The sequence below is a fragment of the Pseudomonas sp. RT4P38 genome, assembly GCF_054897765.1.
This window is the reverse complement of the sequence record NZ_CM142703.1, coordinates 2,994,315-3,019,917: the sequence shown is the minus strand read 5'-3', so window position 1 is coordinate 3,019,917 and position 25,603 is coordinate 2,994,315. Positions and strand designations below refer to the sequence as shown.

Below are 25,603 nucleotides of genomic sequence, written 5' to 3'. Positions count from 1 at the left end.
TCCTAGTTGCGCGCAACAGACTGGTGGATGCTGATGATGTCAGACAGCAGCGCAAACGCTGTTTCCATGCGCCCGGCCCCCGGCCCCGAAACCGTCACCGTACCGAGCAATACGGAAGTAAACGACACGGCATTGGTGGCGCCGGAAATACCGGCCAGCGGATGATCGTGTTTCAACAGCCGCGGTTCGACACTCGCACTGATCGCCCCATCGGCATGACGCATGGCTGCGCCGATCAGCTTCCAGCGAGCCCCGTCCTGCCGGGCTTTTTCAATGTCGCCAAGGTCGAGTGAGGAAATACCGCTGCAAGTTACATCGCTGACCTTCAGCTTGGCGTCCAGCAGTTCGTTGGCCAGGATCACTACTTTGAGGCGCACGTCATGCCCCTCGATATCCGCTGTCGGGTCGGCTTCGGCGTACCCCAAGTCCTGTGCTTTGCTGACCGCTTCGGCAAACCCCAATCCACCTTCCATACAGGTAAGAACGAAGTTGGACGTGCCGTTGAGAATCCCCTCGAAACCGACTATCTGACTGCCTGCCAACGACTGCTTGGCTACGCGAATAACCGGCGTGCCACTCATCACCGAACCTTCGTATTCAAAGGCGACGTTATTGCGTCGGGCCAGTGCTTTCAGCTCGGCGCCGTGCAAGGCAATGGGTCCCTTGTTAGTGGTGACTACATACTTGCCGCGTTCTAGCGCCCAGCGACAGAACGAGGTGGCCGGCTCACCGTCCACCGGGTTGGTGAAGGTGGCTTCGACAATGATGTCTGCGCCGGAGTCCTTGATCACTGCTTCGTTGAGGGCATCTGCTTCGCCACCCGGCAACTGCGCCAATGCACCTTTGACTGCCGGCAGCTTGGCCAGCAACGCGGCGTCCAGCCCTTCGCGGCCAATCACCGAACCGAGATACAGGTCGGTCACGCCAACGATTTTCAGGGTAAAACCCAGTTCGGTTTTCCAGTTTTCGTTACGTTCGGCAATCAGCTGAGCCAATGCCCGGTTCACACCGCCGAAGCCGACCAGCGCCAGTTTGTATTCAGTCATTTTTATGCCCTTTTTCCGGGTGATGGGTTGTTGGGCTCTAGGTTAGGGGCGCGACAAGGGCAGTGAAATAGGCCAATTTGCTCTATTTTGTGGGCGTTTTGACCAGCACCCGGGCAAAACGCCACGCATAAAAAAAGCCAACACAGGTTGGCTTTTTTCAGAACGTTAAAGGGGTTAGACGACGGACGACAGCACGAACGAAGTCACGGTATTTTCCACCCCGGGCAACGCGGAGATTTCATTCCAGACCTTATGCACCCGCTCCGGACTGGCAGCGCCAACCCGCAGCATCAGATCGAACTCGCCACTCATCACATCGCACTGAATGACTTCCGGTATTGCCCGCAGGGCCTGCAGCACTTCCGCGCCGCGCATGCGGTCGTAGCGGTAGACGAAAATCACCGCATTGATGTTCGAAGAAGCTTGTCGTCCCTCCCCCGTGCGTACCGTATAACCCTGTATTGCACCGTCGCGCTCAAGCCGTTCAATGCGCTGACGCACGGCATTGCGCGACAGGTTGACCTTCGCCGCCAGCTCGGCGTGGGCAGCCCGGGCATTGAGCCGCAGTTCCGCGATGATGTGTTCATCGAGAGGGTCCAGAATTCGCTTCACTTGGCCTCCTGTTGCTGCGCCTTCACAGCGCGCCGAGTAGCTGATGGATCGTGTCGAGGTCGTCCGGTTGAATCCGGTAAAGCTGCGCCGGCCCTTGCTCCGCGACCGGACCGTGTTGCGCCGGCGTGCTGATCCCCAGCTCGCCGAGCAGCACCGCCGATTTGGCCGGCGAGATTTCCCCCAGGGTAACCATCGGCGCCACCAGGCTTCGGCGATACAACCTGGCCGCGAGGACTCCGGTGGCGGTATGCGGGTCGATGACGTAACCGGTGTCGCGATACAGCGAGGTGATTTCCTTCAGCGTCTCCTCATCACTGACCGCGTAAGAGTCGATGATCATCCGCGCCTGCAACCAGAACTCGTTGGCGATGGTCATCTCGCCGCTGGATTCGAACGCTGCCATCAGCGCGCTCACGGCCTGATCGTCATGCCCGTAGAGCTCCCAGAGAAAACGTTCCAGGTTAGAAAAGATCGACAGGTCCATGGCCGGCGACAAGGTCTTGTTGGCTCGCGACCTGGAGTAGTGGTTCTTCAGAAACAACTGATGCAACGCGTCATTCTGATTGGTCGCAACGATCATCTGGATGATCGGCAACCCCATTTTCTGCGCGATGTAGCCGGCATAGACCTCGGCAAAACTCGCGGCTGGCACGCTGAAACCGATCGGACGCTGACCGCCCCCCAGTTGCAGCACGGCATGGAAATAAAACACCAGTTGTGCCAACACACTGACCCAGTTGCTGGAGTTGAAACTGATCGCCTCGTGCTGCATGCACGGCCACTGCCGGAACAGCCGGGTGACGATGGTCTGGCACTCGTCGAAGCTGCCATTCACTGCGAACTGATGAACCTTGGGATGCGCCACCGCTCGCAGATGCTGGAGTTGGTCTTGCGGTACACCTGCCTCCGGGTAAAACACCACCACGTCCGTTTCGTCGCAGTGCTTGAATGCCTCGATGGCGGCGAGTCCGGTATCGCCGTTGGTGGCACCGAGCACCACCGCGCGGCGCCCGCGTTTGCGCAGAAAGTATTGCACCAGCCGTGCCTGCAACTGAGCGGCAAAATCCTTCGAGGAGCGGGTCGGTCCATGGAACAGTTCCAGCACCCATTCGTTGCGATCCACCTGATGCAAAGGTGCCAGGGACCGATGGCTGAAGTCGCTACCAGCCTCCTTCAGCACACGCTTGAGGTCTGCCTCAGAGATCGCCTCACCAACAAACGGACTGATCACCCGATAGGCCAATTCGTCATAGGGCAAGGTCGACCAGTTGGCAATGTCCCGTGGCTCAAACAGCGGTAGTTCAAGCGGTACGAACAGCCCACCGTCCTCGGCAATTCCAGACAACACGACCTTTTCGAAATTGACCTGCACGGCCGAATTTCGGGTACTTACATAGCGCATGGTTGGCTCCGCCCATTCATTTGAAACGATGTGCCTGCTCGACCAGCCAGGTGGAAAACATGACCGCGTCGGGGTGCTGGTCGGCCCCGGAACCGCGTACGAGGTAAAACGACTCGCTGGCTTCGATGCGCTGGGCGAAGGGCTCGACCAGTCGCCCGTCCTGAAGCATCTCTTCAACCATTGAGGACCGGGCCAGGGCAATCCCCTGTCCCAACTCGGCCATGCGCAAGGTGGAAATCAGTGTGTCGAACTGCATGCCGGTCGACGAATCGACGGTATCCGCACCGACCATGTTCAACCAGTAACCCCAACCCTCTTCGTAACCCAGGACATGCAACAACGAATGGTTCGCCACGTCCGCCGGCACCGTCAGCGGCGAGCTCGCCATCAGGGTTGGCGAGCAGACCGGAAACAAGGTGTCCCAGGTCAGGCGCTGCGACACCAGGCCGGGCCATTGACCATGGCCCCAGCGAATTTCCATGTCGTCCTCACCATCTAGTTCTTTAACCCAAATGTTGCTGATGTAGCGGATGTCGACCTGTGGATGGGCCTGGCGAAAATCCACCAGCTTGGGCGCCAGCCAGTGCACGAAAAACGCCAGGCTGCCGCGCACCTTGATCGGCCGGCGTTTGTGCTGGCCAAAAATCTCGTTGGTCCCCACCGCCAGTCGAGTGATTGCATCCTGCACGACCGGCAGATAGGCCTGACCTTCCTCGGTCAGCCCCAGGCCACGGGGCAAACGCTTGAACAGCGCCACCCCCAGATGGCTTTCCAATTGGCGGATCTGCTGGCTTACCGCACCCTGGGTCAAAAACAGTTCTTCAGCAGCGTGAGTGAAGTTCAGGCAACGGGCGGACACCTCGAATGCCCGCAACCAGTTCAATGGGGGTAACGTCTTTTGCTTCATGGTCTGAACCTCAATGACGCCCCCTCCACCGAGCACGCTTGCCCACCCCGTCGACAGTGCCTAGAACGCATCGGACGGTTGTGCCAAGGGGGTAACCGACAAGCGTCGCTCGCGGCTTTTGCGGGTAATGTAATACACGAAATAGCACCAAGCGATGAATGGCAAACCGAAGTACAGAGCCACCCGCTGTTCGGGGTCGAAAGCAATCCCGACGCACGCCAGGCTGCAGCAGACCAGCGCTCCCAGCGGCACCCACGGATACCCCCGGACGCGGAATTTAAGGTCGCGGACATCGCCTCCATTGGCCACATAGTGACGGCGGAAAGCAATCTGGCTCGCGGCGATGCTCATCCACACCACCACCACTGCCAAACCGGAGATCGACACCAGCGCCAGATAGATGGTGTCGGCGGCAAACACGCTGCTGAGCAACGAGGCGGCACCACCGGCCATGCTGACAATAATGGCGTTGAGTGGTGTGCCCATGCGGGTCAAGGCCGAGAACTGCTTGGGCAGATGGCCCTGGTCACTCAGGGTCCAGAGCATCCGTGAAGCAGCGTACAAACCGGAGTTGGCGGCCGACAACAAGGCACTGATGATCACGAAGTTCATGATATCTGCGGAGTACGGAATACCGATGTAGGTGAACACGGTGACGAATGGACTCTCTACGAGCCCGGCCTGTTCACGGGGTAACAAGGTCGCCAGGACGAAAATGGTCCCCACGAAAAAGATTGCCAGGCGTAGCACTGTAGTGCGAATGGCACGCGGCACATTGCGCTGGGGGTCCTTGGTTTCACCCGCGGCGATGCCGATCAGTTCAGTGCCGGAGAACGCAAAGGAGACCGCCAGTAACGTCATGACAATCGGCATGAAACCGGTAGGGAAAAGCCCCTCGCGAGTGAAGTTGCTCAGCCCGATACTGTGAGCCTGATCGATATGCAGCAGGCCGAGAATCGCGCCACCACCGATTAGCAGAAACACCACCACGGTCACCACTTTGACTAGTGACAACCAGAATTCGGTCTCAGCGAACAAGCGCACCGATATCACGTTGGTCAGAAACACCAAGCCTGCGAACAACGCACTCCAAATCCATACCGGTGTATCCGGAAACCAACGCGCCATCAGAATCCCGGCGGCAGTAAATTCAGAGCCGATTGCCACAGTCCAGGTCAGCCAATACAACCACGCCACGGTGTAGCCGGTGCCGGGTCCGAGAAAACGCGTGGCGTAGGTGCTGAACGAACCCGTTTCCGGCATCTGCACCGCCAATTCGCCCAAGCACATCATGACCATGTAAACCATGAGTGCGCCGATGATGTAAGCGATGACCGCACCCAACGGACCGGCCTGGTTAACGGTGTACCCGGACGTGAGAAACAGCCCGGTACCAATGACGCCACCCAATGCCAACATGACAATATGGCGCGTCTGCATTTCCTGTTTAAAACCGGTACGTGTGTTGAGTTGTTCTTCTTTTATGGACATGGTTGTTCTCATGAAAGTTGTTAGGGCGCGCATTAACTTCTGCGATGAGTTACGGGGCAGAGTAAAAACAGGTCGCCACTAAGTTTTATTATTATTCCACTTCATGAACGCCTCACTAACGGCCTTGTCGTGAGGTACTAACGTTAGAACTTCAGCTTGCTGCCTCGATGCACGTTTTGTTGTTTGAGTGCTGTGTGTTTGCCTGTACCAGCTCATCGCGCGAACACCTGACAAAAGCGAACGCCTGCTTCAAATCGTCGAGCAGATCGTCAGTGTCTTCAATGCCGACCGAGACCCGCACCAGTCCTTCGGAGATACCCAGAGCCAGTCGTTCCTCCAGCGTGTTCTCGACATGGCTGGTGGTCCGGGCCGGGCCGTAAATGGTTTCCACTGCACCGAGATTGCCCGCGCAGTGGGCGAATCGAAGACGTGGCAAGAGCACCTTGACCGTGTCCATCCCACCAACCAGAACAAAACTGACGATGGCGCCGAAGCCGGACATTTGCGTGCACGCCACAGCGTGGTTCGGATGACCGGGCAAGCCGGGATAATTGACCGACTCCACCAACGGTTCCGTGCAGAGGAACTCCGCCAGGGCACGGGCACTGCGTTGCTGTTGACGCATGCGCAGCACCAGCGTTTTCATGCCCCGGATGATCATGTAGGCCGAGAACGGGTCGAGCGTTGCACCGTTGATTTCCCGATAATGACGAACCTTGTCCATCAAGGATTCGCTGCCGCACACCAGGCCGCCAAGCACGTCGCCATGACCGCTGAGGAACTTGGTCGCGCTGTGGATGACCACGTCCACCCCTAACGCCAGGGGGTTCTGATTCAGCGGCGTGGCAAAGGTGTTGTCCGCCACCACCACGGCACCGACGCGCTTGGCTGCAGCTACCAAACGCTGGATATCGAGTATTTTCAGGGTCGGGTTAGTCGGCGTCTCCAGGTACACCAACTGGCAGCCTTTGGCGATTTCACGCTCGATCTCCTCGTGATCGAACGTCTCGCACAAGGTCACCTTAACGCCCGTGCGCGGCAGGAATTCTTCGAAAATCTTGTTGGTGCCACCGTAGCTGTCCTTGGTCGACACCACACGATCGCCATTGGCCAGGAAGGTGAAAAGTACACTGCTGATCGCCGCCATGCCGCTGCTGAAGGCCACGGCGGACTCGGCCATTTCCAACTCGCGAATTTTTGCTTCGAGGGTCTCGACCGTCGGGTTGCTCATGCGGCTGTAGATAAAGCCCGGCGTCTTGCCCAACGCAACGTCGTACCAGACGTCGATGTCGTCGTAACCGTAAGCGGCGCTGACCACGATCGGTGTTTGAGTGGCGTTGTAGGGGTGCCTGACTTGCTCCCCGCCCCAGACCGCTCGGGTCCCCGCTCCGGCGTTATCAAGCCCTGCGTTGTCAGGTTTATTGTTCATTAAGACTACTCGCACTGAGGGTGGTGAGTGTTGAGTCATTCACCAGATCTGGCGGCCAATATATTGAAAAGCGGTGCGCCCGAGAAACGATGTTATCGGTGCCAAAGGGCTGCTTTTTTTAATGGCTGTGTCTAGTCCTGAAATAGGTTTACACCTTCTGATCTGTTTTTCAGGAGGACATGATTGTTCGGCGGCTGTCGCCCAATGTTGCCTGGGTCATCGTCGGGGCTCCGGACTACCTCAATCGTTTTACTCCCTGCTGGATTTGGGTATCGCTATACGGCTACTGGTCTTGACCTCGCGTAACGACAAACTGGACTGGATGGATGCAATACCCACCTGACGCCTGAGTACCTGCTCGATAAAGTCGCTGTAGCTATCAAGATCCTCTGCCAGCACTTGCAGCACGTAATCGGCATCCCCGGTGATCTTGTGACAGGACAACACTTCGGGCAGTTGCGCAATCACCGCCTCGAAGGCGTCCGGAGCGTGATCGGCGTGGGTGGAAAAACGGATGTGCACGAACGCCATGATATCCAGCCCCAGCATTCGTCGATCAAGGTTGGCCTGATAGCCCTTTATCACGCCCGCCTCCTCCATTCTCTTACGCCGCCGCCAGCAAGGCGTAAGGCTTAACGACAGCCGCTCACTGAGCTCGGCGTTGGAAATACTCGCGTCCTCCTGCAGCAACGCGAGAATCGCCAGGTCGGTGTCGTCGAGACTGATGCGTTTGGATGATTTTTTCTGCATTACGCCATTCCTGAGTAAAAACTCCCGATTAATCTAGTAAACCACGAAAACAAAGCAAAGAAAGTGCTTCCCAGCCGGAACAGAATATTTGCACTGCTCACATCAACGGATGCGCACAATGTTTACAGTTTTCAGTGATTCCCACCGTTTGCACCACGGCACCGAATTGAAAGACGGCGTGCTCAAGCCGTCCTTCGAACAGCCCAGTCGGGCCGATACCGTCCATCATCGGGTCAAACAGGTAGGGCTTGGCCAGGTCATCGAACCGCGAGTATTTGACAGGGCGTGCTATGTCAACGCGCACAGCGAGCGCTATGTAGCCTTTCTGGAAACCGCCTGGTCTGAATGGTGCGCAACCGGACGCGCCCACGATGCCTTGCCGCTGGTATGGCCGGTGCGTGATCTGGCCAACGAGCAAGTGCCGACTTTCATCGACGGCAAACTGGGTTTCTACGCCATGGACGCCGGCTCGCCCATTACCGCCACCACATGGCAAGCGGTAAAAACCAGTGCCGATATCGCGCTGACCGGACTGGCGTTGATCGATGAAGGCCACGACAGCGCCTTTGCCCTATGCCGTCCGCCCGGCCATCACGCAGCGCGTGAATACATGGGCGGCTATTGCTATCTGAACAACGCAGCCATTGCCGCACAGCAGGCCATTACCCAAGGCGCCAAACGTGTCGCGGTACTGGATGTCGACTTTCATCATGGCAACGGTACCCAGAACATTTTCTACGGGCGCAGTGACGTCATGTTTGTCTCGCTGCACGGCGAACCGACGGTGTCCTATCCGTACTACTCAGGCTACAGCCACGAAGTCGGCGCTGGCCACGGCGAAGGTTACAACCTGAACTATCCGCTGGCGAAGAACACCACTTGGGAAAGCTACCGCAACGCCTTGCTCCAAGCCTGCAAGAAACTCCAGCAATTTGCCCCTGAAGTGCTGGTTATTTCACTGGGCGTCGACACGTTCAAGGACGACCCCATCAGCCACTTCTTGCTGGAAAGCGAAGACTTCATCGGCATCGGCGAGCTGATAGCGGGCGTGGGCTGCCCCACCCTGTTTGTGATGGAAGGCGGCTACATGGTCGATGAAATCGGGATCAATGCGGTCAACGTGCTGCATGGCTACGAGAGCAAACGCGCCTGAGTCATCCCCCTGAATCGCAGCGCTTCAACTATTGAATCGGAGAATAAAAACATGACTCTTTTTATAGACGTCGATCATGCCGCACGCCTGTTCGCCAAGGTGGGAATCCGCCGGGCTATCCGCGAAATGGCGGCGTACATCGAAGCTGACTATTCACGCTGGGCGCAGTTTGATAAGTCGCCCCGCACCGCCAATCATTCGGTCGACGGTGTGATCGAGTTGATGCCGACCGACGATGGCCAACAGTACTCGTTCAAATACGTGAATGGCCACCCGGACAACGGGCAAAGGAATTTGCTGACGGTCATGGCCTTCGGAGTCCTGGCCGATGTGCACAGTGGCTATCCAACCTTGCTCAGTGAACTGACGCTGACCACAGCCGTGCGCACTGCCGCGACCTCTGCCTTGGTCGCGCAGTCTCTGGCACAACCCGGTGCAAGCATCATGGCAATCATCGGCAATGGCGCTCAGAGCGAATTTCAGGCCCTCGCCTTCCACGAAATGCTGTCCATCAAGGAACTACGCATTTTCGATATCGATCGCGACGCTTCACTCAAGTTGAAGCACAACCTGTCCGCGTTCCCGGATATTGAGGTGATTCTGGCCAACTCGGTACAGGAGGCGGTCAAGGGCGCGCACATCGTCACCACAGTCACCGCAGACAAAGCCTATGCGACGATTCTGACGCCCGAGATGATCGAGCCCGGCATGCATATCAATGCCGTCGGCGGTGACTGCCCGGGGAAAACCGAACTGCACGCCGAGATCCTGCGCAATGCCCGGGTCATCGTTGAGTTTGAACCTCAAACCCGGATTGAAGGCGACATTCAACAATTGGAGGCCGACTTTCCCGTCGTCGAATTCTTCCGGATTGTTCAGGGCGAAGTCCCTGGCCGCGAGAACGCCGCACAGGTCACCGTTTTCGATTCGGTGGGTTTTGCCCTGGAAGACTTTTCGTCACTGCGCTACCTGCACGACCTGGCGCGCAAGCATGCAATCGGTGAGCGCATCCATCTGGTGCCGACGCCTGCCAACATAAAAAATCTCTACCAACTGCTTGGGCAGCAACCAGCAGTTCTCTCGCGCCAGCGCACCGTTAGCTGATAGGCCCCTTACCAAGTGCCAATGGGCCGCGCACCTGGTTAGCGGAGGAGAAACCCCGCCACCCGCAAACCACCACCGTCAGTAGCCGTTGCATCTCTAACAAGAACGCTAGACACCCACTTTCTGCCAAAACTCAAAAACATAAAATCAAGAGGTTTTGTAATGAAATCGACTCCGTCCGAGCGGGTTGAACAGCCCGCGCTGCAGCGCACGCTCAGCAATCGTCACATTCAATTAATGGCCATGGGAGGCGCGATCGGTACAGGCCTGTTCATGGGTTCCGGGAAGATCATTGCTCTCTCAGGCACGTCGATCATCCTCATTTATATGATCATCGGTCTGTTCGTCTACTTCGTCATGCGCGCCATGGGCGAACTGTTGCTGTCCAACTTGAACTTCAAAACCTTCGCGGATTTTGCCGGTGCCTACCTTGGCCCGCGAGCGGCATTCTTCCTCGGCTGGTCGTACTGGCTGAGCTGGAGCGTCGCGGTGGTGGGCGATGCCGTCGTGGTCGGCGGATTCTTTCAGTACTGGTTCCCCAATGTACCCGCCTGGATCCCGGCCATCGGTATGCTGATGACGCTGTTCGCCCTAAACGTGCTGACCGTCAGACTTTTCGGTGAAGTGGAGTTCTGGTTCGCGATCATCAAGATCATTGCCGTCGTCACCCTGATTGGCGTCAGCATGGTGATGATTGCCAGCTCCTTTGTATCACCTAGTGGCGTTACTGCATCCCTGAACCACCTGCTGGATAAACAGGCAGCCTTCCCCAACGGCCTGTTTGGTTTCTTTGCCGGATTCCAGATGGCAATCTTCTCCTTTGCCGGCACTGAGCTGATCGGTACTGCAGCCGCCGAAACCCGTTCCCCCGAGAAGACCCTGCCTAAAGCCATCAACTCGATTCCGCTGAGAATCATCCTGTTTTATGTGCTGGCACTGGCCTGCATTATTGCAGTGACTTCTTGGCAACAGGTTTCGCCCAACAAAAGCCCTTTCGTCGAACTGTTTCTGGTTGCAGGGTTTCCCGCAGCAGCAGGTATCGTTAACTTTGTGGTGCTGACGTCTGCCGCCTCATCGGCCAACAGTGGCGTATTTTCATCCAGTCGCATGCTGTTTGGACTGGCCAGCCACGACAATGCGCCTGGGATTTTTCGGCGTTTGTCGGGTAATAGCGTGCCTCTGCTAAGCCTGGCGTTTACCACACTGTTGATGCTGGTGGGTGTACTGCTGCTGTTCATCGTTCCGGAGGTCATGACAGCGTTTACCATCGTCTCTACCGTGTCGGCGATCCTGGTGATTTTCACTTGGTCGACCATCCTCGCGTCGTACATTGCCTATCGCAAAAGCCGACCCGACCTGCATGCGCAATCGACCTACAAGATGCCTGGCGGCGTGCCGATGGCCTGGTTCTCCCTGGCGTTCCTGGGATTTGTTCTCTGCCTGCTGGCATTAAGACCTGACACTCGTATTGCCTTGCTGGTCATGCCAGGGTGGTTCATTTGGTTGGCAATTGCTTATCAGCTGACCCATTCCAGGAAGCTAAAATCCGCTGCTGGTTCGGCAAATCAGTACAGCTGAATGCTCACCTGCCGCCTCCAGGTTCCGATGCAGTGAAACGCGCTTGAGCAACGTGGCGTTTGTGGGGCGCTGCGTTGCGTCCCACAGCCGATCACCCCACCCCCAATCCGGTGGGCTTGGTCGTGTAGAAAGAAGCGAAAATCTGGTCGGTGTTTTCCGAGGCGAATCAACCTCGACAATTCGGTGCGCCCGGATCGACCTCGATACCTACCGCCACATCACCCATAGCTGTCGATCACGTGTTGGATGGTAATTGCGGAGTATCAGGATTGAGTTGCTGACGCCTGAATTGCCCGGGTGGCTGGCCATGTATCTGGCGAAAGCGTCGGGAGAAATAAGCCTCGTCAGCGAAACCGCACAATCTCGCCACCTCCCCCACCGGTCGTGTCCCATTGAGCAAATAATTGCGTGCCGCGTGCATTCTGCGCTCGAGCACCAGCTCAGTGAGTCCTCATCGCCCAGAATGAAATCCAGATGCTCCTGAAAGCGGAACGGCGATAACTCCGGGGCCAGGAGCATCGAGACTTCCTCCAGATCCATCGGGTCGCACTGCAAATGCGGCAGGATGAAGGCTAGCGTATTGCGCGGAAACGGACGTTCGACGTTGCCGATGTGCTGCACAGTATCGCCACCGAGGTTGACCTGGATCTGGAAATACTCATGGCGATGCGGGCTGGTTTCCGCGCGCCGTCCCTTCAACATGGCGCGCGGCAAGCTGGTCAACGAGGTCGATCTGGTGGCAACGCTTGCCGCTGGCGAGATCGCGGGTGCGGCACTAGATGTGTTTGTCGATGAACCGAACGTACCCGAGGCACTGTTCGGCAACGAGAACGTAGTGCTGCAACCCCATCGTGCGAGTGCGACGCTGCAAACCCGCACGCGAATGGGAGAGATGGTGGTGGCGAGCCTGGTGGACAGTTTCGCCGGGAGAATACCGCACGGTTCCGTGACTGACTGAAGCTTGGCCACCGAGGGGACGTTGCGTCCCCTCGGTGGCTCGGTGTCAGGTAAACAGATCGACGCCCAACTGGAAGGCGACCCACAGCGCTAGGCCTGTAGCAAAGAGCAGCGCAATGTTTTCAAACAGGTTGTTGCGATATTTCTTGTCCAGCAGCGACTTCTGGTTGGACATGATCAGCAGGCCCAGGGAAATGACCGGCAAGCCAATGATGTTCAACGCGCTGACACCAATGGTCAGGGTCACGAAATCCGGCATGCCTGGCAGCGACCAGATCAACGGCGTCACGAGGATAAAAAGCATGAACCATTTGTGCATCGGATCATGATGAAACTCTTTGCCGTACTTTTCGCGACGTCCAGGACGAACGTGCTGGAAGGCATCGGTAATCAGCATCGGGAACGCGGTGGTCTTGCCTGAAATGCTGGCAAACAGTGTCGCGAACACGCCGATGAAGAACACATACCAACCAATCGGGCCGAAGAAAATTTCCAGCGCCTTGCCCAGATCGCCCAAGGTCTTCACCTCGATGCCGTTGGGCCGCAGGATTTCCGCGCCGACGATCCAGATGGCCAGGTTGATGACGATCCCGACGAACACTGCAAACAGCAAATCGTTACGTTGAACACGTTTGTGCTGCGGCCCTACCCAGCCCTTTTGGCGCATGACATACGGATGTACGAAGTTGGCGATGGAGCCTGCAACCGCGCCGATGACCGATACCGCCACCAGCAGCGCGCCATGCACGCCTTCATCCGGCGGGATACTGAATCCAATAGTGCCTTTGACGATGCCGACAACATCAGGACCGGACATCACGGCCAAGGCGATACAGGCCAGGGTCATGATCGCCAGCAACACCTTCATCACGCCTTCGATCATCGAATAAATATTACGCCCCACCAGCATCCATACAGCGAGTACCACCGCCAGTGAACACAGCAGTGGCTGGTCGATTTTCAACAGCATCGCCAGCGACTCACCCGCCCCCTTGATCATGTAGGCGTTCATCAAGTGCCCCATCAACAGGGCGTAGACGAGCATGAACCAGGCGAAAAAGGGATTCAGCTGCGCATAGCCTTGCAGGATGGTCATGCCCTGGTTATTGCACAACTGGAAGCGAGCGATGATGTTTACGATCAGGTATCTCAAGAGCAGAGAGACCGCCAGCACCCACATCATCGCGTAACCGTAATTGGCACCGGCCACGGACGACGTGATCAGGTCTCCTGCGCCCAGCCAGGACAGTACGGCGATGATTCCGGGGCCCAGCAGTTTGAGTATTCGGGAAAATCGATTTTGTGCGGGCGCCGCAACCTGGCCTTCGACGGTAGGAATGCTCGTCATAGAGGTTTTCTCCATTTATTTTTTTTGTGAGAACGAGCGCAGTCGAACATGATAGATACGACGTCGTACAACAATTTTTGAGCGAGTATGTTTAGAAATGTTTCAAGCTAGCGGTTGTGTGAATGGCATCGAACCAGGCTCTGTTCGCGCAAACACTGCGCCTGAGCCACGACGTATCTTTCCAATCTGAGAAAAACAGCAATTGATGTCGTTTAAGCACAGTCATAGGATGACCTACCACAACCATAAAAATAAAGAATCACCTGTGAGAAAACCCCTCCTCATGGCCGCTGCCGTTGTCTACGGCCTCAGCCTGCAAGCCAATGCCGCCACTTTTGCCTATATCTCGAGCCCGGGAGACGGTCTGATTTCCCAGTATCGCCTTGACCAGAACAACGGCGCGCTGAGCCTGATTGAACAGGTCAACGCCGGTGATCAGGTCAACCCCATGGCCATCACCCCTGACGGCAAAGTGTTGTTTGCCGCCTTGCGGGTCAAGCCGTTTCAGGTGCTGGGCTACCGCATAGATCCCAAGAGCGGACATCTGACTCCGCTGTCCAAAGCGTCACTGGCAGAAAGCATGGCTTACCTGTCTACCGATAGAAAAGGACACTATCTGCTCGGTGCATCCTACGGTGCCGACACCGTCAGCGTTCAGGCCATCGACAAGGCCTATCAGCCTTCGGCCAGCATCCTGAGCTACAAGACAGGCCCGCATGCACATTCGGTTCGTACCGACCCGAGCAACCGTTTTGCCTACGCGGGCAATCTTGGCGCGGACCAGGTGCTGCAATATCGCCTTGATGCCAAAACCGGCGTGCTCACCCCCATTGGCAGCGGCTACATCAGTGTCCCGGACAATACCGGGCCTCGGCACCTGGCCTTTTCCCCGAACGGCAAATACCTGTACGTGGTCGGTGAAATGAGCGGCACGGTCACAGCGTTTTCAATCAATGACAGCACCGGCGCATTGACTTGGATTGCCGTTGCCAATGGTATTCCCGAGCGTTTGAAACTGGCCCACGGCGAAGTGCGTGATGCACGTAACAACGACTTGAAGGACGACCCCACACCACGTATCTGGGCGGCGGACCTGCGGATCTCGCCCGATAGCAAGCTACTGTTGATGACCGAGCGCACCAGCAGTTCGGTTTCGGCATTCGCGGTTGACCCTTCAACAGGCGGCTTGAGCTTTCTCGAAAACTATCCGGTGGAAGAGAAGCAGCCACGCAATATCGCTTTTTCACCCAACGGGCGCTGGTTGCTCGTGACGGGCGAGAAAAGCGAAAAAGTCGGCACTTACTCGGTCAGCAACAACGGCGCCTTGAAACGTGTCGGTGAAGCGGCGTCGGGCAAAGGCGCGTTATGGATTGAGGTACTGCAAACGTCGGCGGAGTAATCTTCGGGCGGAAAAAGACGCGACGCATGGAGGTCGGGAGTTGGCTCATTCCGATCTCCATGGTTTGGCGGTCATCCATAAAACGTAGCGCAAGGTGTTTGCCGTGAATCGCCGTGGGTTTCTCCGGGCACATTCGACTGCTGGTTTTTATCCGCTATTTACCGGGTGCGGCGGGCAGTAATCAGTCGAGAGTAGCCAATCCGGTGGGTTCGCTTTCGCCCGACAGCGGAGGTCCACTCTTCATACAGGATGGTCCCTACCCGGCAATCCCGCCTGAAGCGTTACACCGAAAACCACCAAGAGCCATACTGGACTGCCGTTTTATATTTGATCTTGATCACGACTTTGCCTTTGGCGCGGCCTTGGGCTAAATATTCTCCTTTGCGTCTCGAAACGGTCCAGGCTCGCATTGCTCATGCGAATTGAGTACGCGCAACCACATCACTTGCAGACTCAGGTCTGATCTTGAACCAGAGGGAGTACATCGCTGGCAGGAACACCAATGTCAGCACTGTGCCGGCAAACGTACCGCCAATCAGCGTGTACGCCAGCGTGCCCCAGAACACCGAATGGGTCAGCGGAATGAACGCCAACATCGCTGCCATCGCCGTGAGGATCACCGGCCGCGCCCGCTGTACAGTGGCTTCGACCAATGCGTCATAAGGCGCCAGGCCGGCTTGCTCATTGGAATGAATCTGACCGATAAGGATCAGCGCGTTGCGCATCAGAATCCCTGACAACGCAATCAGTCCCACCAAGGCGTTGATCCCGAACGGCTGTTGGAACAGCAGAAGAATCGGCACCACACCAATCAGTCCCAGGGGCGCGGTGGCGAAAACCATGATCATCGCCGACATCGAGCGCACCTGAATAATGATGGTCAGCAACATCAGCGCGATCATGATCGGGAACAACGGCAGCAATGCCTTGTTCGCTTTACCCGACTCCTCGATCGCGCCTGCCAACTCAATCCGGTAGCCCACAGGCAACTGCTCAATGACCGGTTGCAGTTGCTTCATCACGGCGCTGGAGACATCTGGTGGCTGAAGACCTTCAGCCACATCACCGCGTACGGTGATGGTCGGCGTACGGTCACGGCGCCGCAGAATGGGCTCCTCCATGCGCGCATCCACCGTCCCAACCTGAGACAGCGATACCCGTTGACCCTGAGCACCAGTCAGCGTGAAGGCGTCAATTTTTGAAGGATCCAGACGTGTATTTCCCGCAGAGCGAGCGACCACCTGGACCGAACGGATGTCTTCACGCACTTGGGTGACAGGCGCTCCGGTCAACAGGAACTGCAGCTGCTGAGCAACATCAGTGGAGGTCAAGCCAAAGGCCTGCAAACGGTCCTGATCCAGTGTGAGATGGAGTGCCGGAGCGCGCTCGCCCATGTCGGTGTTGACGGTTCTCATCATGGGACTGGCAGCCATGACCTTGCGCACCTGTGCGGCGATATCGCGCAACACTGTCCGGTCCGCGCCCATAACTCGAAAGGCCACCGGGTACGGCGAATAAGGACCGAACACCAACTGTGTTACACGCACCCGTGCTTCAGGCGCCAAACCATCAGCCGCGGCTTGCCGGAGCCGGATTTTGAGCGCCTCGCGCTCTTCCTGGCTCGCCGTCAGCACGACGATTTTTGCAAACGAAGGATCGGGCAACTCAGGTGCTATCACCAGATAGAAGCGTGGCGCACCCTGACCTATGTAGGCGGTAACTATCCGAGCCTCCGGTTGTTTTGCCAACCACGCCTCGACCTTGGCCGCCGCCGAATCGGTTTGCTCGATCGACGTCCCGTACGGCATCTGCACCTCAACCAGTACCTCAGGCCGGTCTGATGTAGGGAAGAACTGTTTCTTCACCAAGCCCATGCCAAGAATCGCCACAATGAACAAGGCCACGACGGATATCGCTACAAGGCCTTTACGGCGAATAACCGCCCCCAACAGACGCCTGAAACGCAGGTAATTCGGTGTACCGTAAATCGCTGCATGCCCCCCCTCAGGCACCTTGATCTGCGGCAGCAGTTTGACGCCCAGGTAAGGCGTGAACACCACTGCCACCACCCAGGAAGTAATGAGCGCAATGCCGACGATCCAGAACATATTGGCGGTGTATTCACCGGCTGTGGACTTGGCAAAACCGTTGGGCATAAAGCCAATGGCAGTGACCAGCGTGCCGGACAACATGGGGGCAGCAGTATGGCTCCAGGCATAGGCGGAGGCTTTGATTCGGTCGTAGCCCTCCTCAATCTTCACCACCATCATTTCAATGGCAATGATTGCATCGTCCACAAGTAGCCCCAGCGCCAGAATCAACGATCCCAGCGTAATCCGGTCAAAGTCTTTACCTGTGGCGGCCATGACAATGAACACCGCAGCCAGAGTCAACGGCACCGCCGCAGCGACGACGATACCGACTCGCCAGCCCATGCTGAGGAAGCACACCAGCAACACCACCCCTAGCGCCGCGAAAAATTTGACCATGAACTCGTTGACGGACCCGTCAATATTCACCGCCTGATCGGTGACCTTGGTCAGCGTCATGCCTAAAGGCATTTGCTCATTGATCGACGTTGTCTCGGCGTCGAGCGCCTTACCTAGATCAAGGCCGTTCCAGCCATCGCGCATCACTACGCCGAGCAACAATGCCGGCTCTCCGTTGTTGCGCACCGAGAACGTAGAAGGATCCTCATAACCACGCTTGACCTCAGCCACATCGGATAATTTGAGGGTTCTGCCCTGCACTACCAGCGGCGTATCTCGAATCTTCTGCAAGTCATCAAACGCACCATCCAGTCGGATGAAAACCTGTGGGCCCTTCGCTTCAACCGAACCGGCCGGAGTCATCATGTTCTGCGCGTTCATCGCACTGAAGATATCTCGTGCGGAAACACCCAGTGTCGCCAGACGCTCGTATGAAAATTCGACAAAAATGCGCTCGGACTGCTCACCGATGATATTGACCTTCTTCACTCCCGCCACATGCAGCAGACGCTGGCGCAAGACCTCGGCCTCGCGCACCAGCAAGCGTTGCGGTTCGCCCTTGGCCTTTAGCGCATATAGAGCGAAAGTGACATCGGCATACTCATCATTGACCATCGGGCCGATCACCCCGGACGGCAACCCCTTCTCCTCATCAAGGATTTTCTTGCGTGCCTGGTAAAACTCCTCCGGGACGGCGGAGGGCGGCGTGCCGTCGAGCAGATAAACTGTGGTGAAAGCCAAGCCTGGTCGGGTAAAGGTCTCGGTCCGGTCGTACCAACGCAGTTCCTGCATGCGCTTTTCCAGCTTTTCAACCACCTGGTCCTGCATCTCCTGAGCAGTCGCCCCAGGCCAAGCAGTAACCACCGTCATTTGTTTGATGGTGAAGGCAGGGTCTTCCGCGCGCCCCAGTTTGAAGAAGGCATACAGCCCACCTACGGAAATCAGCAGGATCAAAAACAGCGTGATCGAACGCTCACGCACCGCCAGTGCGGACAGATTGAACCCGATCATCGGCGCACCTCGGCCACCGGTGCTTGGGCGCTGACTGCCATTTGAGACCTGACCCGTTCCCCTTCACTTAACAGATGCGCCCCCAGCGCAACGATACGATCGTCGATCTGGAGGTTGCCCGTAACTCGAGCAGTTTCTGCATTGCTTAGGCTGAGGACCGTGACAGGGCGCCACGTCACCTGCTCAGGCTCGCCCCCAACGGCCCAGACACCAGGACCTTTACCCGCGTCGTAGAGGGCAGCGATAGGCACTTGTAATTCATTGGAATTGGCGACTGGCGTACCGTCTATAGCAACTGAGATGGTCGAACCCAGGATGGCATCAGCAAGCGCGCCCTCCAACACATAGCGCGCCTCAAATGTACGGGTTTGCCGGTCAGCCGAATCGGACAACTGGCGTAAACGCGCGGTGCCTGCACGTTGGTTTTGCCCATAAAGTTCAACCGTCGCCGACGACCCTAATGCAGGACGTAGCGTTTCAGGCAACTGGATCACCGCCTCGCGCTGCCCGGAATGGGCAACACGGACCACTACCTGACCTGCGCCTATCACCTGCCCCGGCTCTGCCAAGGTGTCCACAACAACCCCGTCAGCATCAGCCAGCAAGGTCGAATAGCCGGTAGAGTTTCTCGCCACATCAGCCTGGGCTTTGGCCGCGTTAAGCTGCGCTTTCGCCGAGTCGGCAGCCGCTTTGATCCCTGCGTAAGCTGAAGCAGATACAGCACCAACAGACACCAAATCACGGTAGCGAAGCTCATCATCGGAGGCCTGCCGGGATCGGGCCATGGCGGCCAGCACCGCTTCCTGCTGCGCCCGCGCGGTCAGCGCCAGATCATTAGCATCGATTCGCATGAGTGGCTGCCCGCGCTTGACGCTCTGCCCAGCGTCCACCAAACGTTCCAGCACTTTGCCAGGAACTCGAAATCCGAGATCGCTCTGAACTCGAGCTGCGACGATACCGGTGAATACGCGATCGGCAGGCACGGAGGGTTGAACCACCGCGATGCGCACCAAGGGCGTTTGGAGGCGAGGATCTGAAGGTATGGCCTCGTTGCATGCGGCTAAGGCAAACGGCAATAAGCCAATGAAAATGAATGACATGTGGCGGCGCTGGATCATAGAGACCTCTTGGAAGCGGATGCACCATGCTTATTCAAGTGACCAATTATGTCAATGGTCACAATTCAGACAAATGAAAGTTGCCCTGATGATCAGGGCAACACAGAGCGATTTGAGATCTGATTATTTAGATACGCATGCTGCTGCGGATGCGCAACGGATCCATCAGCCAAGCCTTTTAAGGCATCAGGCCGCGTAGAATCAGGTTGGAAATGAGCCCAGGAGCCTCTTCAACAACATCGAGGTTGTACTGCAACAGCAAAGGATTGATGAAGGGCCGTAGAGCGAGATGAATCGATTCCACTGTCTCGTCCAACGGTGTCTTGCGCTCAAACTCACCGAGTTCCCGCCCCTCTCGCACAATCTGCAGCACGAAGCTCTTGATACGCGCGTCATAAACTCGTGAGCTGGGCCAGCTTTCCGAAGCGGCGAACGCCGCGATGTCATAAAGTTTTCGGTCGTTAAAAAACAGGTCTACACCCTTGGCGATCAAGGTTTTGACCAACCGCCGAAAGCGCTCAGTCGGGGAGAGACCCTCAACATTGGTGGCCTGCTCAACAGCCGCAACGATTTCCGACAGACAATTTCTACAAATAGCCTCACCAATCGCCTGCTTGGAATCGAAGAACTTGTAGATGTAAGCCTTGGAAAAGCCGATGGCTTTGGCCAGGTCGGAGACGGTTGTCTTGCTGTAACCGTATTGACTGAAGTGTTCGTTGGCCGCCGCGACAATCTGGTCTCGGATGTCGTGATCGGCTGGGCCACGGGCGCTGGGCGAAGAAACTGATGGCTGGTTCATGCGAGCAGCTTACGCACCCTAAAGGTGGTTGACAACTTGTGACCAAATTGTAATATCGTCACAAGTCGATCATTCCGAAGGTATCACATGCACCCTCCTCGTTTTGCCGTTTTGCTGTGGTTCGGTATGGTTGCGGGTTGCGCAGTGGGCCCTGACTATTCAGAGCCCGATGTGGAATTGCCTGAGCATTTTTTGGCGCAAACACCTAAAGCACACCAAGTTGATGCAGCACCAACTGATCTCGCCGCTTGGTGGAACGCGTTCAATGACCCCGTACTCAGTCAGCTGATCAATCGAGCACTTGAACAAAATCTCGATTTAGCTCAAGCAACAGCAAGGATCGAGCAGGCTCAGGCGGGTTTGGAGGCAGCTGACGCAGCGCTTTTGCCATCGGCTACAGTCAATGGCCAGGCGGCCAGAGCCTGGCAGTCCGTGGAGACACCGTTGGGCCAAGTATTGAGTTCAGACCCATCCTATAATCGCTACGGTAGCGCCTATGAGGCGAATCTGAATGCAGGTTGGGAACTGGACGTATTTGGCGGACTACGCCGAGGCAAAGAGGCAGCCTTCGCCGATTATCAGGCCTCCCAAGCCGGAGCGGTTGCCACACGCCTCGCGGTGGTAGCGCAGACTGCAGACCTTTACATCAGCATCCGTGGCCTGCAAGCACGCCTGGAAATTGCCCGAAAACAAGTAGACACGCGACAACAACTGCTCACCACCATCGAGCACCTGTATGCAAAAGGAATAGCTGCTGAACTGCAGTTGAACCAGACCCAAGGGTCGCTGAATCAAGCACAGGCAACCGTGCCGGTACTGCAGGCTGGCCTTGCAGCTGCGATGAATGCGCTGGATGTCCTGTTAGGCAAACCGCCGGGTACTTACAGCGCGCAATTGATTAAGTCGGCACGCATCCCTGATGTGCCAAGTCTCGCCGACATAGGCTCTCCGGCCGATCTGCTGCGTCGGCGTCCAGATTTGATCGTCGCTGAGCGCCGACTGGCGGCATCGAATGCTCGCATCGGCGAAGCCATCTCCGAGTACTACCCCAAGTTTTCTGTGGGTGCGCTGCTTGGCAGCGCTACATCGGTATCCAGCGGGAATCTTTTCAGCAACGGTGCCAGTCAGGCCTCGGCGGTCCTGGGACTACGCTGGAGGCTATTCGATTTTGGCCGCATCAACGCCCAAATTGACTTGGCGAAGGGTCAAGAAGCCGAAGCGATAGCCGTTTACCGCCAGTCAGTTCTACGGGCCTGCGAGGATGTCGAAACCGCTTTTTCGGCACTGATCAACCGCGAGCAGCAATCCGAAAAGCTAGCCCAGGGCGAGTCTGCTTTTGCAAAAGCACGAGCGACGTCGTTTACCGCGTATGAGAAAGGCGTGGTCAGTCTGATAGAAGTATTGGACGCCGATGAAAACCTTTTAGCGGCATCTGATGGTAGAGCCCAAGCACAAACTGAATCGGCTCGCGCTGCAGTGGCCACATTCAAAGCGTTGGGTGGTGGTTGGCAGCGCGAAGACTCAAATGGCCGTTTTATCTCGAGTGCACAATGAGCTTGAACGTGCTCATCCAGGCAAATATGGTCCAGCATCACCGAGGCGTTCAGCCCGGCGTCATATCGATACAGTTTGCCGGTATTTTTGCTGTGGGCTTCGTCCATCAATCCGGTGATAAAGCGTCCCTGAGGATCGCAAGCACCGTCATTGAAACGAAAGGACGAAAGCGTAATGGCCGGTTTCGAGTTATGGCTCACGCGCAGGCTGGTGCGATTGAGAATGGCGACGCCGGCATTCTGGGTAAAAATCAGGTTACCGGCATTGGTCAATGCCAACGCACCGATCTGTGATGGCGACTCGTAAAGCCGCGTAAGGTTGGCCTGTTCGTCCAGGACGTTGATCTGTCCTCCTGAAATATCCACGAACAACAGAGCGTTGCAGGTTTCGTCCCAAACCGGGCTTTCGCCCAGATCAGACTGACACGGTGAAAAAAGACGCGGCTCTTCCTGAGCAGGCATATCAACACTCCTTGATGTGGTCCCACAATTGAGCAATTTGCTCGGCGCTGGATGCGTTGACCCGGCCTAGGTCGACGGGATAGTCGACGCCCTCATTCTCGGAAAACCGTGTCGCAGTGAATTGGCCATTACTGGCTCGCAGAATGTAGCCGGTGTCCTGACACAGCTCCGAGGCCAGGAAAATCACACCGGGAGCCACCCACTGCGGCTTCAGATTGTCCGGCTCCCCGGTCACGCCCCACATTCTGGTTTTGGCGACGGGCGAAACCGCATTGACCAGGATGCCATCGGTCGCGCCTTCCATGCTCAGCGCGTTCATGATGCCCAGTTGCGCCATCTTGCCGGCCGCATAAGCCACCAGGCCCGGCTGAGCATATTGTTGATACATCGCCCGATCCGAAGAGGTCAGCACCACGCGCGCAGCCGCAGATTGCCGGAGGTATTTCCAGGCATGCTTGCACAACCAGATGGGCGTATAGATATTGATATCCACCGCGCGCTCGATAAAGGACAACTCGGCCTCTTCAATCGATTGATAACCGACCCAACCGGCGTTGTGAATCACGATATCGAGTTGGCCGTAGGCCTCGATGGCCGTCTCGATCAATTGCCGACAACCGTGCTCGTCAGCCAGGTCACCGTGGTGACCGACGACGCTGTAACCCTCGGACTGAAGCGTCCGTGCAGCATCGAAGGCAATGGATGTATCTGCACCATCGCCGATATTGTCCGCGCCGATATCACTGATCACGACATTGGCGCCCAGCCTTGCCAATTCCCGTGCATAGACGAAACCCAGACCTCGGCCAGCGCCCGTTACAATCGCAGTCTTTCCTTTAAAGTTCATTGATTTCCCCTCTTGATTGCCACCTCACCTTAACAATGAACAAGTGGCTTGTTTAATACTAATGAGGGGTGAAGTTGATACCAGGCTCATATCAAATCAATGTCTGGAGCAAGCTCGCAGCACTGATCAATTCAAATGAAGGAACGGAAGAATGATCGAAACCCGACTGCTCAGGTAGTTCATCGCCGTGGCTGAAGAATTGCATTTTCACAATGCCGCGATTCGCCTGCACATGGCCCAGCCACCCCTGAGTCAGGCCATCAATCGCTTGGAAGACAAATTGGGTTTCAGCCTGTTCACGCGTAACAAGCGCGGGGTAAAGGCGCCCTGGCCGAACAGGTTCGCTAGAGCGCCAGGTTGTAGTCCTTGAACCAAACCCCCAGGGAGAGCGCCGTTTAAAGATCGGCCAGGCTGACAACGCTGAACACGACCAACACTACTGCGCCAACGCACGTAAAGTGGAGCAGCGGAACGATCGACAAACGCCAAAGGTTGGTTACAGCACGAAACCTGTCGCAGATGAAGCGGATATCAAAACCAGGTTTCCATCTGTATGCCGTACTGCCATACACCTCCGGCGTTGAAGTCCGACTTGCCGAAGTTGTCTGTGGAACTGTATCTGTCCAGGTCCGAAGACCAGTTCATGAGGCTGGCGAACACTCGCAATTCGGGGCGTGTGAGCAGGTCTCCAACGTCGGGTTTGAATGTCGGGGCGATAGTGAATTTCCAGAAGTTGCCGTCGACCGCATTACGTTGTAGATAACCCTTGGGGTCGAGGTTCATGGTTTGCCAGCTCAACTCATAGGCCATCTCGAAATTGCTGTTGATTTCATTGGCCAAACGCACGTTCAGTGTCATCCAGCGATAGTCATCACCTTTGACGTATCGATCCTTGCTCTGTTCGGCCAGCAAACTGGGGCCGACTCGCCAACCAGGCGCAAGGGGTGTCTCGCCATAAAGCGCCAGCCGCAGAGCGCGGGCGTCGTCGATCAGTTCGCCATCCGAGCCAATGTTTTTGACTTCTGCCCCCAGACCTTGCCCATAGAGCAGTGCCGTTTTGAAGAAGCCTTCCCTGCCGAAAAAGTCTTTCTGGTGATTGGCCAGCATGCTGTGCAAGCCGGAATCCGCGGGCGCCAAGCCCGCTTCATTGGTGCGGGTGCCGATGTCGTTTTTCTTTGAGCCTATGGCATTGAACATCCACTGCCACTGACCACTGTCGAAGAACTGGTTGGAGGTCAGGATGTAGCTTTCCACATCGGCATTGACACCGCCCTCACTGAAATCCCCGTAGTTACGCCCGATCAAGGAGTAATTCGAGCGCCAGTTCTTGTTCATCTGTACATCGTAGATCCCACCTCCGGTGCCGGCCAGAAAGACGACATCCGAGTCCAGCCAGTGGATATCGAAATTGTCCCTGTCGAATCGCTTGCCTGCCCACAGGGTGGCGCTCTCGAACGCGGAGTTGCCCTTGAAGGCGGCGAGATGATCAAGCTCGGTAAAGACCTGACGTACGTTCAGGTTGCTCTCATCGGCCGTCCAGTCATTGGAACTCTCCACACCGTCGGCGATGGACACCGTGAATTTGGAATGGGTGCCGTTTTGCGCATAAGCCTCTTTCGACAGGTCGATGCGCATGTAGGTGTCGTCTTCATTGCCGAGTCGCCCGACGGCGCCACCGACTGAACCGGCCGGGGTTGTATAAGGGCCGCCACGTCCACCACCCAACCCATCGTTGATCAGCAATCCGGAGCGAGCGTAACCCTTGAAGCTGAACCCGTCGGTGAGGTGTCCGGTACTGCCCTCTTTCTCCATGTTTTGTTGACGAGCTTCGAGTTTTGCCAGCCGGGTATCCAAAGTGGGCCCCACAGCGGCTGTCGCAGTGGACGCGGCGGGGTGCAAGGCGGGAGCGGCGAGTTTGATCTGCTGCAATTCCCTGGCGAGTGCCTGGGTTTGCTGTTCGGCTGCGGCTGCGCGCTTTTCCGCGGCGCTGGCACGGGCTTCAAACGAAGCCAAGCGTTCTTCCAGAGTCGCGGCCTGAGAGGTCGCCGCCGAGGTGCCAAGCACGCCTGCGAGTAGCCAGCTTGATGCTTTCTGCATGTGGATTTCCCTGTTTTGTTTTTATTGTTTTGTTCCCGCGACCGGCCTTTT

Annotated in this window: 18 protein-coding genes and 4 pseudogenes; 7 read left to right on the top strand and 15 right to left on the bottom strand. The window is 56.8% G+C overall.

Annotation, left to right across the window (positions count from 1 at the left end; genetic code table 11):
* Positions 1-2: 2 nt before the first annotated feature.
* The 7 genes from ACYZT7_RS14065 to ACYZT7_RS14035 all read right to left on the bottom strand — a co-directional run bounded on the left by ACYZT7_RS14065 (position 3) and on the right by ACYZT7_RS14035 (position 7,637).
* A complete protein-coding gene (locus ACYZT7_RS14065; protein ID WP_462041481.1) occupies positions 3-1,046 on the bottom strand; it encodes a homoserine dehydrogenase in 1,044 nt (347 codons plus the stop codon).
* Positions 1,047-1,220: 174 nt separating this feature from the next.
* Positions 1,221-1,658, bottom strand: a complete 438-nt coding sequence (locus tag ACYZT7_RS14060) for an Lrp/AsnC family transcriptional regulator (RefSeq protein WP_008073846.1) — start codon at positions 1,656-1,658, stop codon at positions 1,221-1,223.
* A gap of 22 nt (positions 1,659-1,680) precedes the next feature.
* The gene (thrC, locus tag ACYZT7_RS14055; protein WP_462041480.1) at positions 1,681-3,060 is read right to left on the bottom strand and encodes a threonine synthase; all 1,380 of its coding nucleotides are present in this window, start codon (positions 3,058-3,060) and stop codon (positions 1,681-1,683) included.
* A 16-nt stretch (positions 3,061-3,076) separates the two neighbouring features.
* Positions 3,077-3,967 (bottom strand): LysR substrate-binding domain-containing protein, encoded by an 891-nt coding sequence (locus ACYZT7_RS14050; RefSeq protein WP_462041479.1) that lies wholly within the window; start codon positions 3,965-3,967, stop codon positions 3,077-3,079.
* Positions 3,968-4,027: 60 nt separating this feature from the next.
* Complete coding sequence (locus ACYZT7_RS14045) at positions 4,028-5,458, bottom strand: amino acid permease (protein ID WP_462041478.1); 1,431 nt, start codon at positions 5,456-5,458, stop codon at positions 4,028-4,030.
* A 151-nt stretch (positions 5,459-5,609) separates the two neighbouring features.
* Complete coding sequence (locus tag ACYZT7_RS14040; protein ID WP_462041477.1) at positions 5,610-6,887, bottom strand: cystathionine gamma-synthase family protein; 1,278 nt, start codon at positions 6,885-6,887, stop codon at positions 5,610-5,612.
* Between the two features lie 249 nt (positions 6,888-7,136).
* A complete protein-coding gene (locus ACYZT7_RS14035) occupies positions 7,137-7,637 on the bottom strand; it encodes an Lrp/AsnC family transcriptional regulator (RefSeq protein WP_462041476.1) in 501 nt (166 codons plus the stop codon).
* Positions 7,638-7,755: 118 nt separating this feature from the next.
* Between ACYZT7_RS14035 and ACYZT7_RS14030 the strand changes: the two genes are divergently transcribed.
* The 3 genes from ACYZT7_RS14030 to ACYZT7_RS14020 all read left to right on the top strand — a co-directional run bounded on the left by ACYZT7_RS14030 (position 7,756) and on the right by ACYZT7_RS14020 (position 11,472).
* Positions 7,756-8,790 (top strand): histone deacetylase family protein, encoded by a 1,035-nt coding sequence (locus ACYZT7_RS14030; protein WP_462041475.1) that lies wholly within the window; start codon positions 7,756-7,758, stop codon positions 8,788-8,790.
* A gap of 51 nt (positions 8,791-8,841) precedes the next feature.
* Positions 8,842-9,894 carry an ornithine cyclodeaminase gene (locus tag ACYZT7_RS14025; RefSeq protein WP_462041474.1) on the top strand — a complete coding sequence of 351 codons (1,053 nt, stop codon included), beginning with the start codon at positions 8,842-8,844 and terminating at the stop codon, positions 9,892-9,894.
* A gap of 162 nt (positions 9,895-10,056) precedes the next feature.
* On the top strand, positions 10,057-11,472 hold the full coding sequence (locus ACYZT7_RS14020) for an amino acid permease (protein WP_462041473.1): 1,416 nt from the start codon (positions 10,057-10,059) through the stop codon (positions 11,470-11,472).
* A 235-nt stretch (positions 11,473-11,707) separates the two neighbouring features.
* Here ACYZT7_RS14020 and ACYZT7_RS14015 read toward each other — a convergent pair.
* Positions 11,708-12,174, bottom strand: a pseudogene (locus ACYZT7_RS14015) (helix-turn-helix domain-containing protein).
* Between ACYZT7_RS14015 and ACYZT7_RS14010 the strand changes: the two are divergent.
* A pseudogene (locus ACYZT7_RS14010) lies at positions 12,170-12,430 on the top strand (NAD(P)-dependent oxidoreductase); the annotation flags it as partial. The pseudogenes ACYZT7_RS14015 and ACYZT7_RS14010 sit on opposite strands and share 5 nt — an antisense overlap.
* A 45-nt stretch (positions 12,431-12,475) precedes the next feature.
* Here the strand turns inward: ACYZT7_RS14010 and ACYZT7_RS14005 are convergent.
* A complete protein-coding gene (locus tag ACYZT7_RS14005) occupies positions 12,476-13,777 on the bottom strand; it encodes an Nramp family divalent metal transporter (protein WP_462041472.1) in 1,302 nt (433 codons plus the stop codon).
* A 265-nt stretch (positions 13,778-14,042) separates the two neighbouring features.
* Between ACYZT7_RS14005 and ACYZT7_RS14000 the strand changes: the two genes are divergently transcribed.
* Positions 14,043-15,176 (top strand): lactonase family protein, encoded by a 1,134-nt coding sequence (locus tag ACYZT7_RS14000; RefSeq protein WP_462041471.1) that lies wholly within the window; start codon positions 14,043-14,045, stop codon positions 15,174-15,176.
* A 413-nt stretch (positions 15,177-15,589) separates the two neighbouring features.
* On the opposite strand, the gene ACYZT7_RS13995 is transcribed toward ACYZT7_RS14000, so the two are convergent.
* The 3 genes from ACYZT7_RS13995 to ACYZT7_RS13985 all read right to left on the bottom strand — a co-directional run bounded on the left by ACYZT7_RS13995 (position 15,590) and on the right by ACYZT7_RS13985 (position 20,593).
* A complete protein-coding gene (locus ACYZT7_RS13995) occupies positions 15,590-18,676 on the bottom strand; it encodes an efflux RND transporter permease subunit (RefSeq protein ID WP_462041470.1) in 3,087 nt (1,028 codons plus the stop codon).
* Positions 18,673-19,794, bottom strand: coding sequence for an efflux RND transporter periplasmic adaptor subunit (locus ACYZT7_RS13990; RefSeq protein WP_462041469.1), 1,122 nt, complete (start codon positions 19,792-19,794; stop codon positions 18,673-18,675). The genes ACYZT7_RS13995 and ACYZT7_RS13990 overlap by 4 nt, the downstream gene beginning before the upstream one ends.
* A 178-nt stretch (positions 19,795-19,972) precedes the next feature.
* Positions 19,973-20,593: a TetR/AcrR family transcriptional regulator gene (locus ACYZT7_RS13985; RefSeq protein ID WP_462041468.1), complete on the bottom strand. Its 621-nt coding sequence runs from the start codon at positions 20,591-20,593 to the stop codon at positions 19,973-19,975.
* 87 nt (positions 20,594-20,680) lie between these two features.
* Between ACYZT7_RS13985 and ACYZT7_RS13980 the strand changes: the two genes are divergently transcribed.
* Positions 20,681-22,147, top strand: coding sequence for an efflux transporter outer membrane subunit (locus ACYZT7_RS13980; RefSeq protein ID WP_462041467.1), 1,467 nt, complete (start codon positions 20,681-20,683; stop codon positions 22,145-22,147).
* 80 nt (positions 22,148-22,227) lie between these two features.
* On the opposite strand, the pseudogene ACYZT7_RS13975 reads toward ACYZT7_RS13980, so the two are convergent.
* A pseudogene (locus tag ACYZT7_RS13975) lies at positions 22,228-22,608 on the bottom strand (SMP-30/gluconolactonase/LRE family protein); the annotation flags it as partial.
* A 1-nt stretch (position 22,609) separates the two neighbouring features.
* Complete coding sequence (locus ACYZT7_RS13970; protein WP_462041466.1) at positions 22,610-23,455, bottom strand: SDR family NAD(P)-dependent oxidoreductase; 846 nt, start codon at positions 23,453-23,455, stop codon at positions 22,610-22,612.
* A gap of 181 nt (positions 23,456-23,636) precedes the next feature.
* Between ACYZT7_RS13970 and ACYZT7_RS13965 the strand changes: the two are divergent.
* Positions 23,637-23,777 (top strand): annotated as a pseudogene (locus tag ACYZT7_RS13965) (LysR family transcriptional regulator); the annotation flags it as partial.
* A 209-nt stretch (positions 23,778-23,986) separates the two neighbouring features.
* Here the strand turns inward: ACYZT7_RS13965 and ACYZT7_RS13960 are convergent.
* Positions 23,987-25,552: a carbohydrate porin gene (locus ACYZT7_RS13960; protein WP_462041465.1), complete on the bottom strand. Its 1,566-nt coding sequence runs from the start codon at positions 25,550-25,552 to the stop codon at positions 23,987-23,989.
* Positions 25,553-25,603 lie beyond the last annotated feature (51 nt).

What these genes read in the sequence shown, in the direction of transcription:
- ACYZT7_RS14005 (WP_462041472.1), bottom strand. Translation starts at nt 13,777, where the DNA reads ATGACGAGCATTCCTACCGTCGAAGGCCAGGTTGCGGCGCCCGCACAA.
- ACYZT7_RS14065 (WP_462041481.1), bottom strand. Translation starts at nt 1,046, where the DNA reads ATGACTGAATACAAACTGGCGCTGGTCGGCTTCGGCGGTGTGAACCGG.
- ACYZT7_RS13985 (WP_462041468.1), bottom strand. Translation starts at nt 20,593, where the DNA reads ATGAACCAGCCATCAGTTTCTTCGCCCAGCGCCCGTGGCCCAGCCGAT.
- ACYZT7_RS13960 (WP_462041465.1), bottom strand. Translation starts at nt 25,552, where the DNA reads ATGCAGAAAGCATCAAGCTGGCTACTCGCAGGCGTGCTTGGCACCTCG.
- ACYZT7_RS14040 (WP_462041477.1), bottom strand. Translation starts at nt 6,887, where the DNA reads ATGAACAATAAACCTGACAACGCAGGGCTTGATAACGCCGGAGCGGGG.
- ACYZT7_RS13980 (WP_462041467.1), top strand. Translation starts at nt 20,681, where the DNA reads ATGCACCCTCCTCGTTTTGCCGTTTTGCTGTGGTTCGGTATGGTTGCG.
- thrC (WP_462041480.1), bottom strand. Translation starts at nt 3,060, where the DNA reads ATGCGCTATGTAAGTACCCGAAATTCGGCCGTGCAGGTCAATTTCGAA.
- ACYZT7_RS14020 (WP_462041473.1), top strand. Translation starts at nt 10,057, where the DNA reads ATGAAATCGACTCCGTCCGAGCGGGTTGAACAGCCCGCGCTGCAGCGC.
- ACYZT7_RS14045 (WP_462041478.1), bottom strand. Translation starts at nt 5,458, where the DNA reads ATGTCCATAAAAGAAGAACAACTCAACACACGTACCGGTTTTAAACAG.
- ACYZT7_RS13970 (WP_462041466.1), bottom strand. Translation starts at nt 23,455, where the DNA reads ATGAACTTTAAAGGAAAGACTGCGATTGTAACGGGCGCTGGCCGAGGT.
- ACYZT7_RS14030 (WP_462041475.1), top strand. Translation starts at nt 7,756, where the DNA reads ATGTTTACAGTTTTCAGTGATTCCCACCGTTTGCACCACGGCACCGAA.
- ACYZT7_RS13995 (WP_462041470.1), bottom strand. Translation starts at nt 18,676, where the DNA reads ATGATCGGGTTCAATCTGTCCGCACTGGCGGTGCGTGAGCGTTCGATC.
- ACYZT7_RS14035 (WP_462041476.1), bottom strand. Translation starts at nt 7,637, where the DNA reads ATGCAGAAAAAATCATCCAAACGCATCAGTCTCGACGACACCGACCTG.
- ACYZT7_RS13990 (WP_462041469.1), bottom strand. Translation starts at nt 19,794, where the DNA reads ATGATCCAGCGCCGCCACATGTCATTCATTTTCATTGGCTTATTGCCG.
- ACYZT7_RS14025 (WP_462041474.1), top strand. Translation starts at nt 8,842, where the DNA reads ATGACTCTTTTTATAGACGTCGATCATGCCGCACGCCTGTTCGCCAAG.
- ACYZT7_RS14050 (WP_462041479.1), bottom strand. Translation starts at nt 3,967, where the DNA reads ATGAAGCAAAAGACGTTACCCCCATTGAACTGGTTGCGGGCATTCGAG.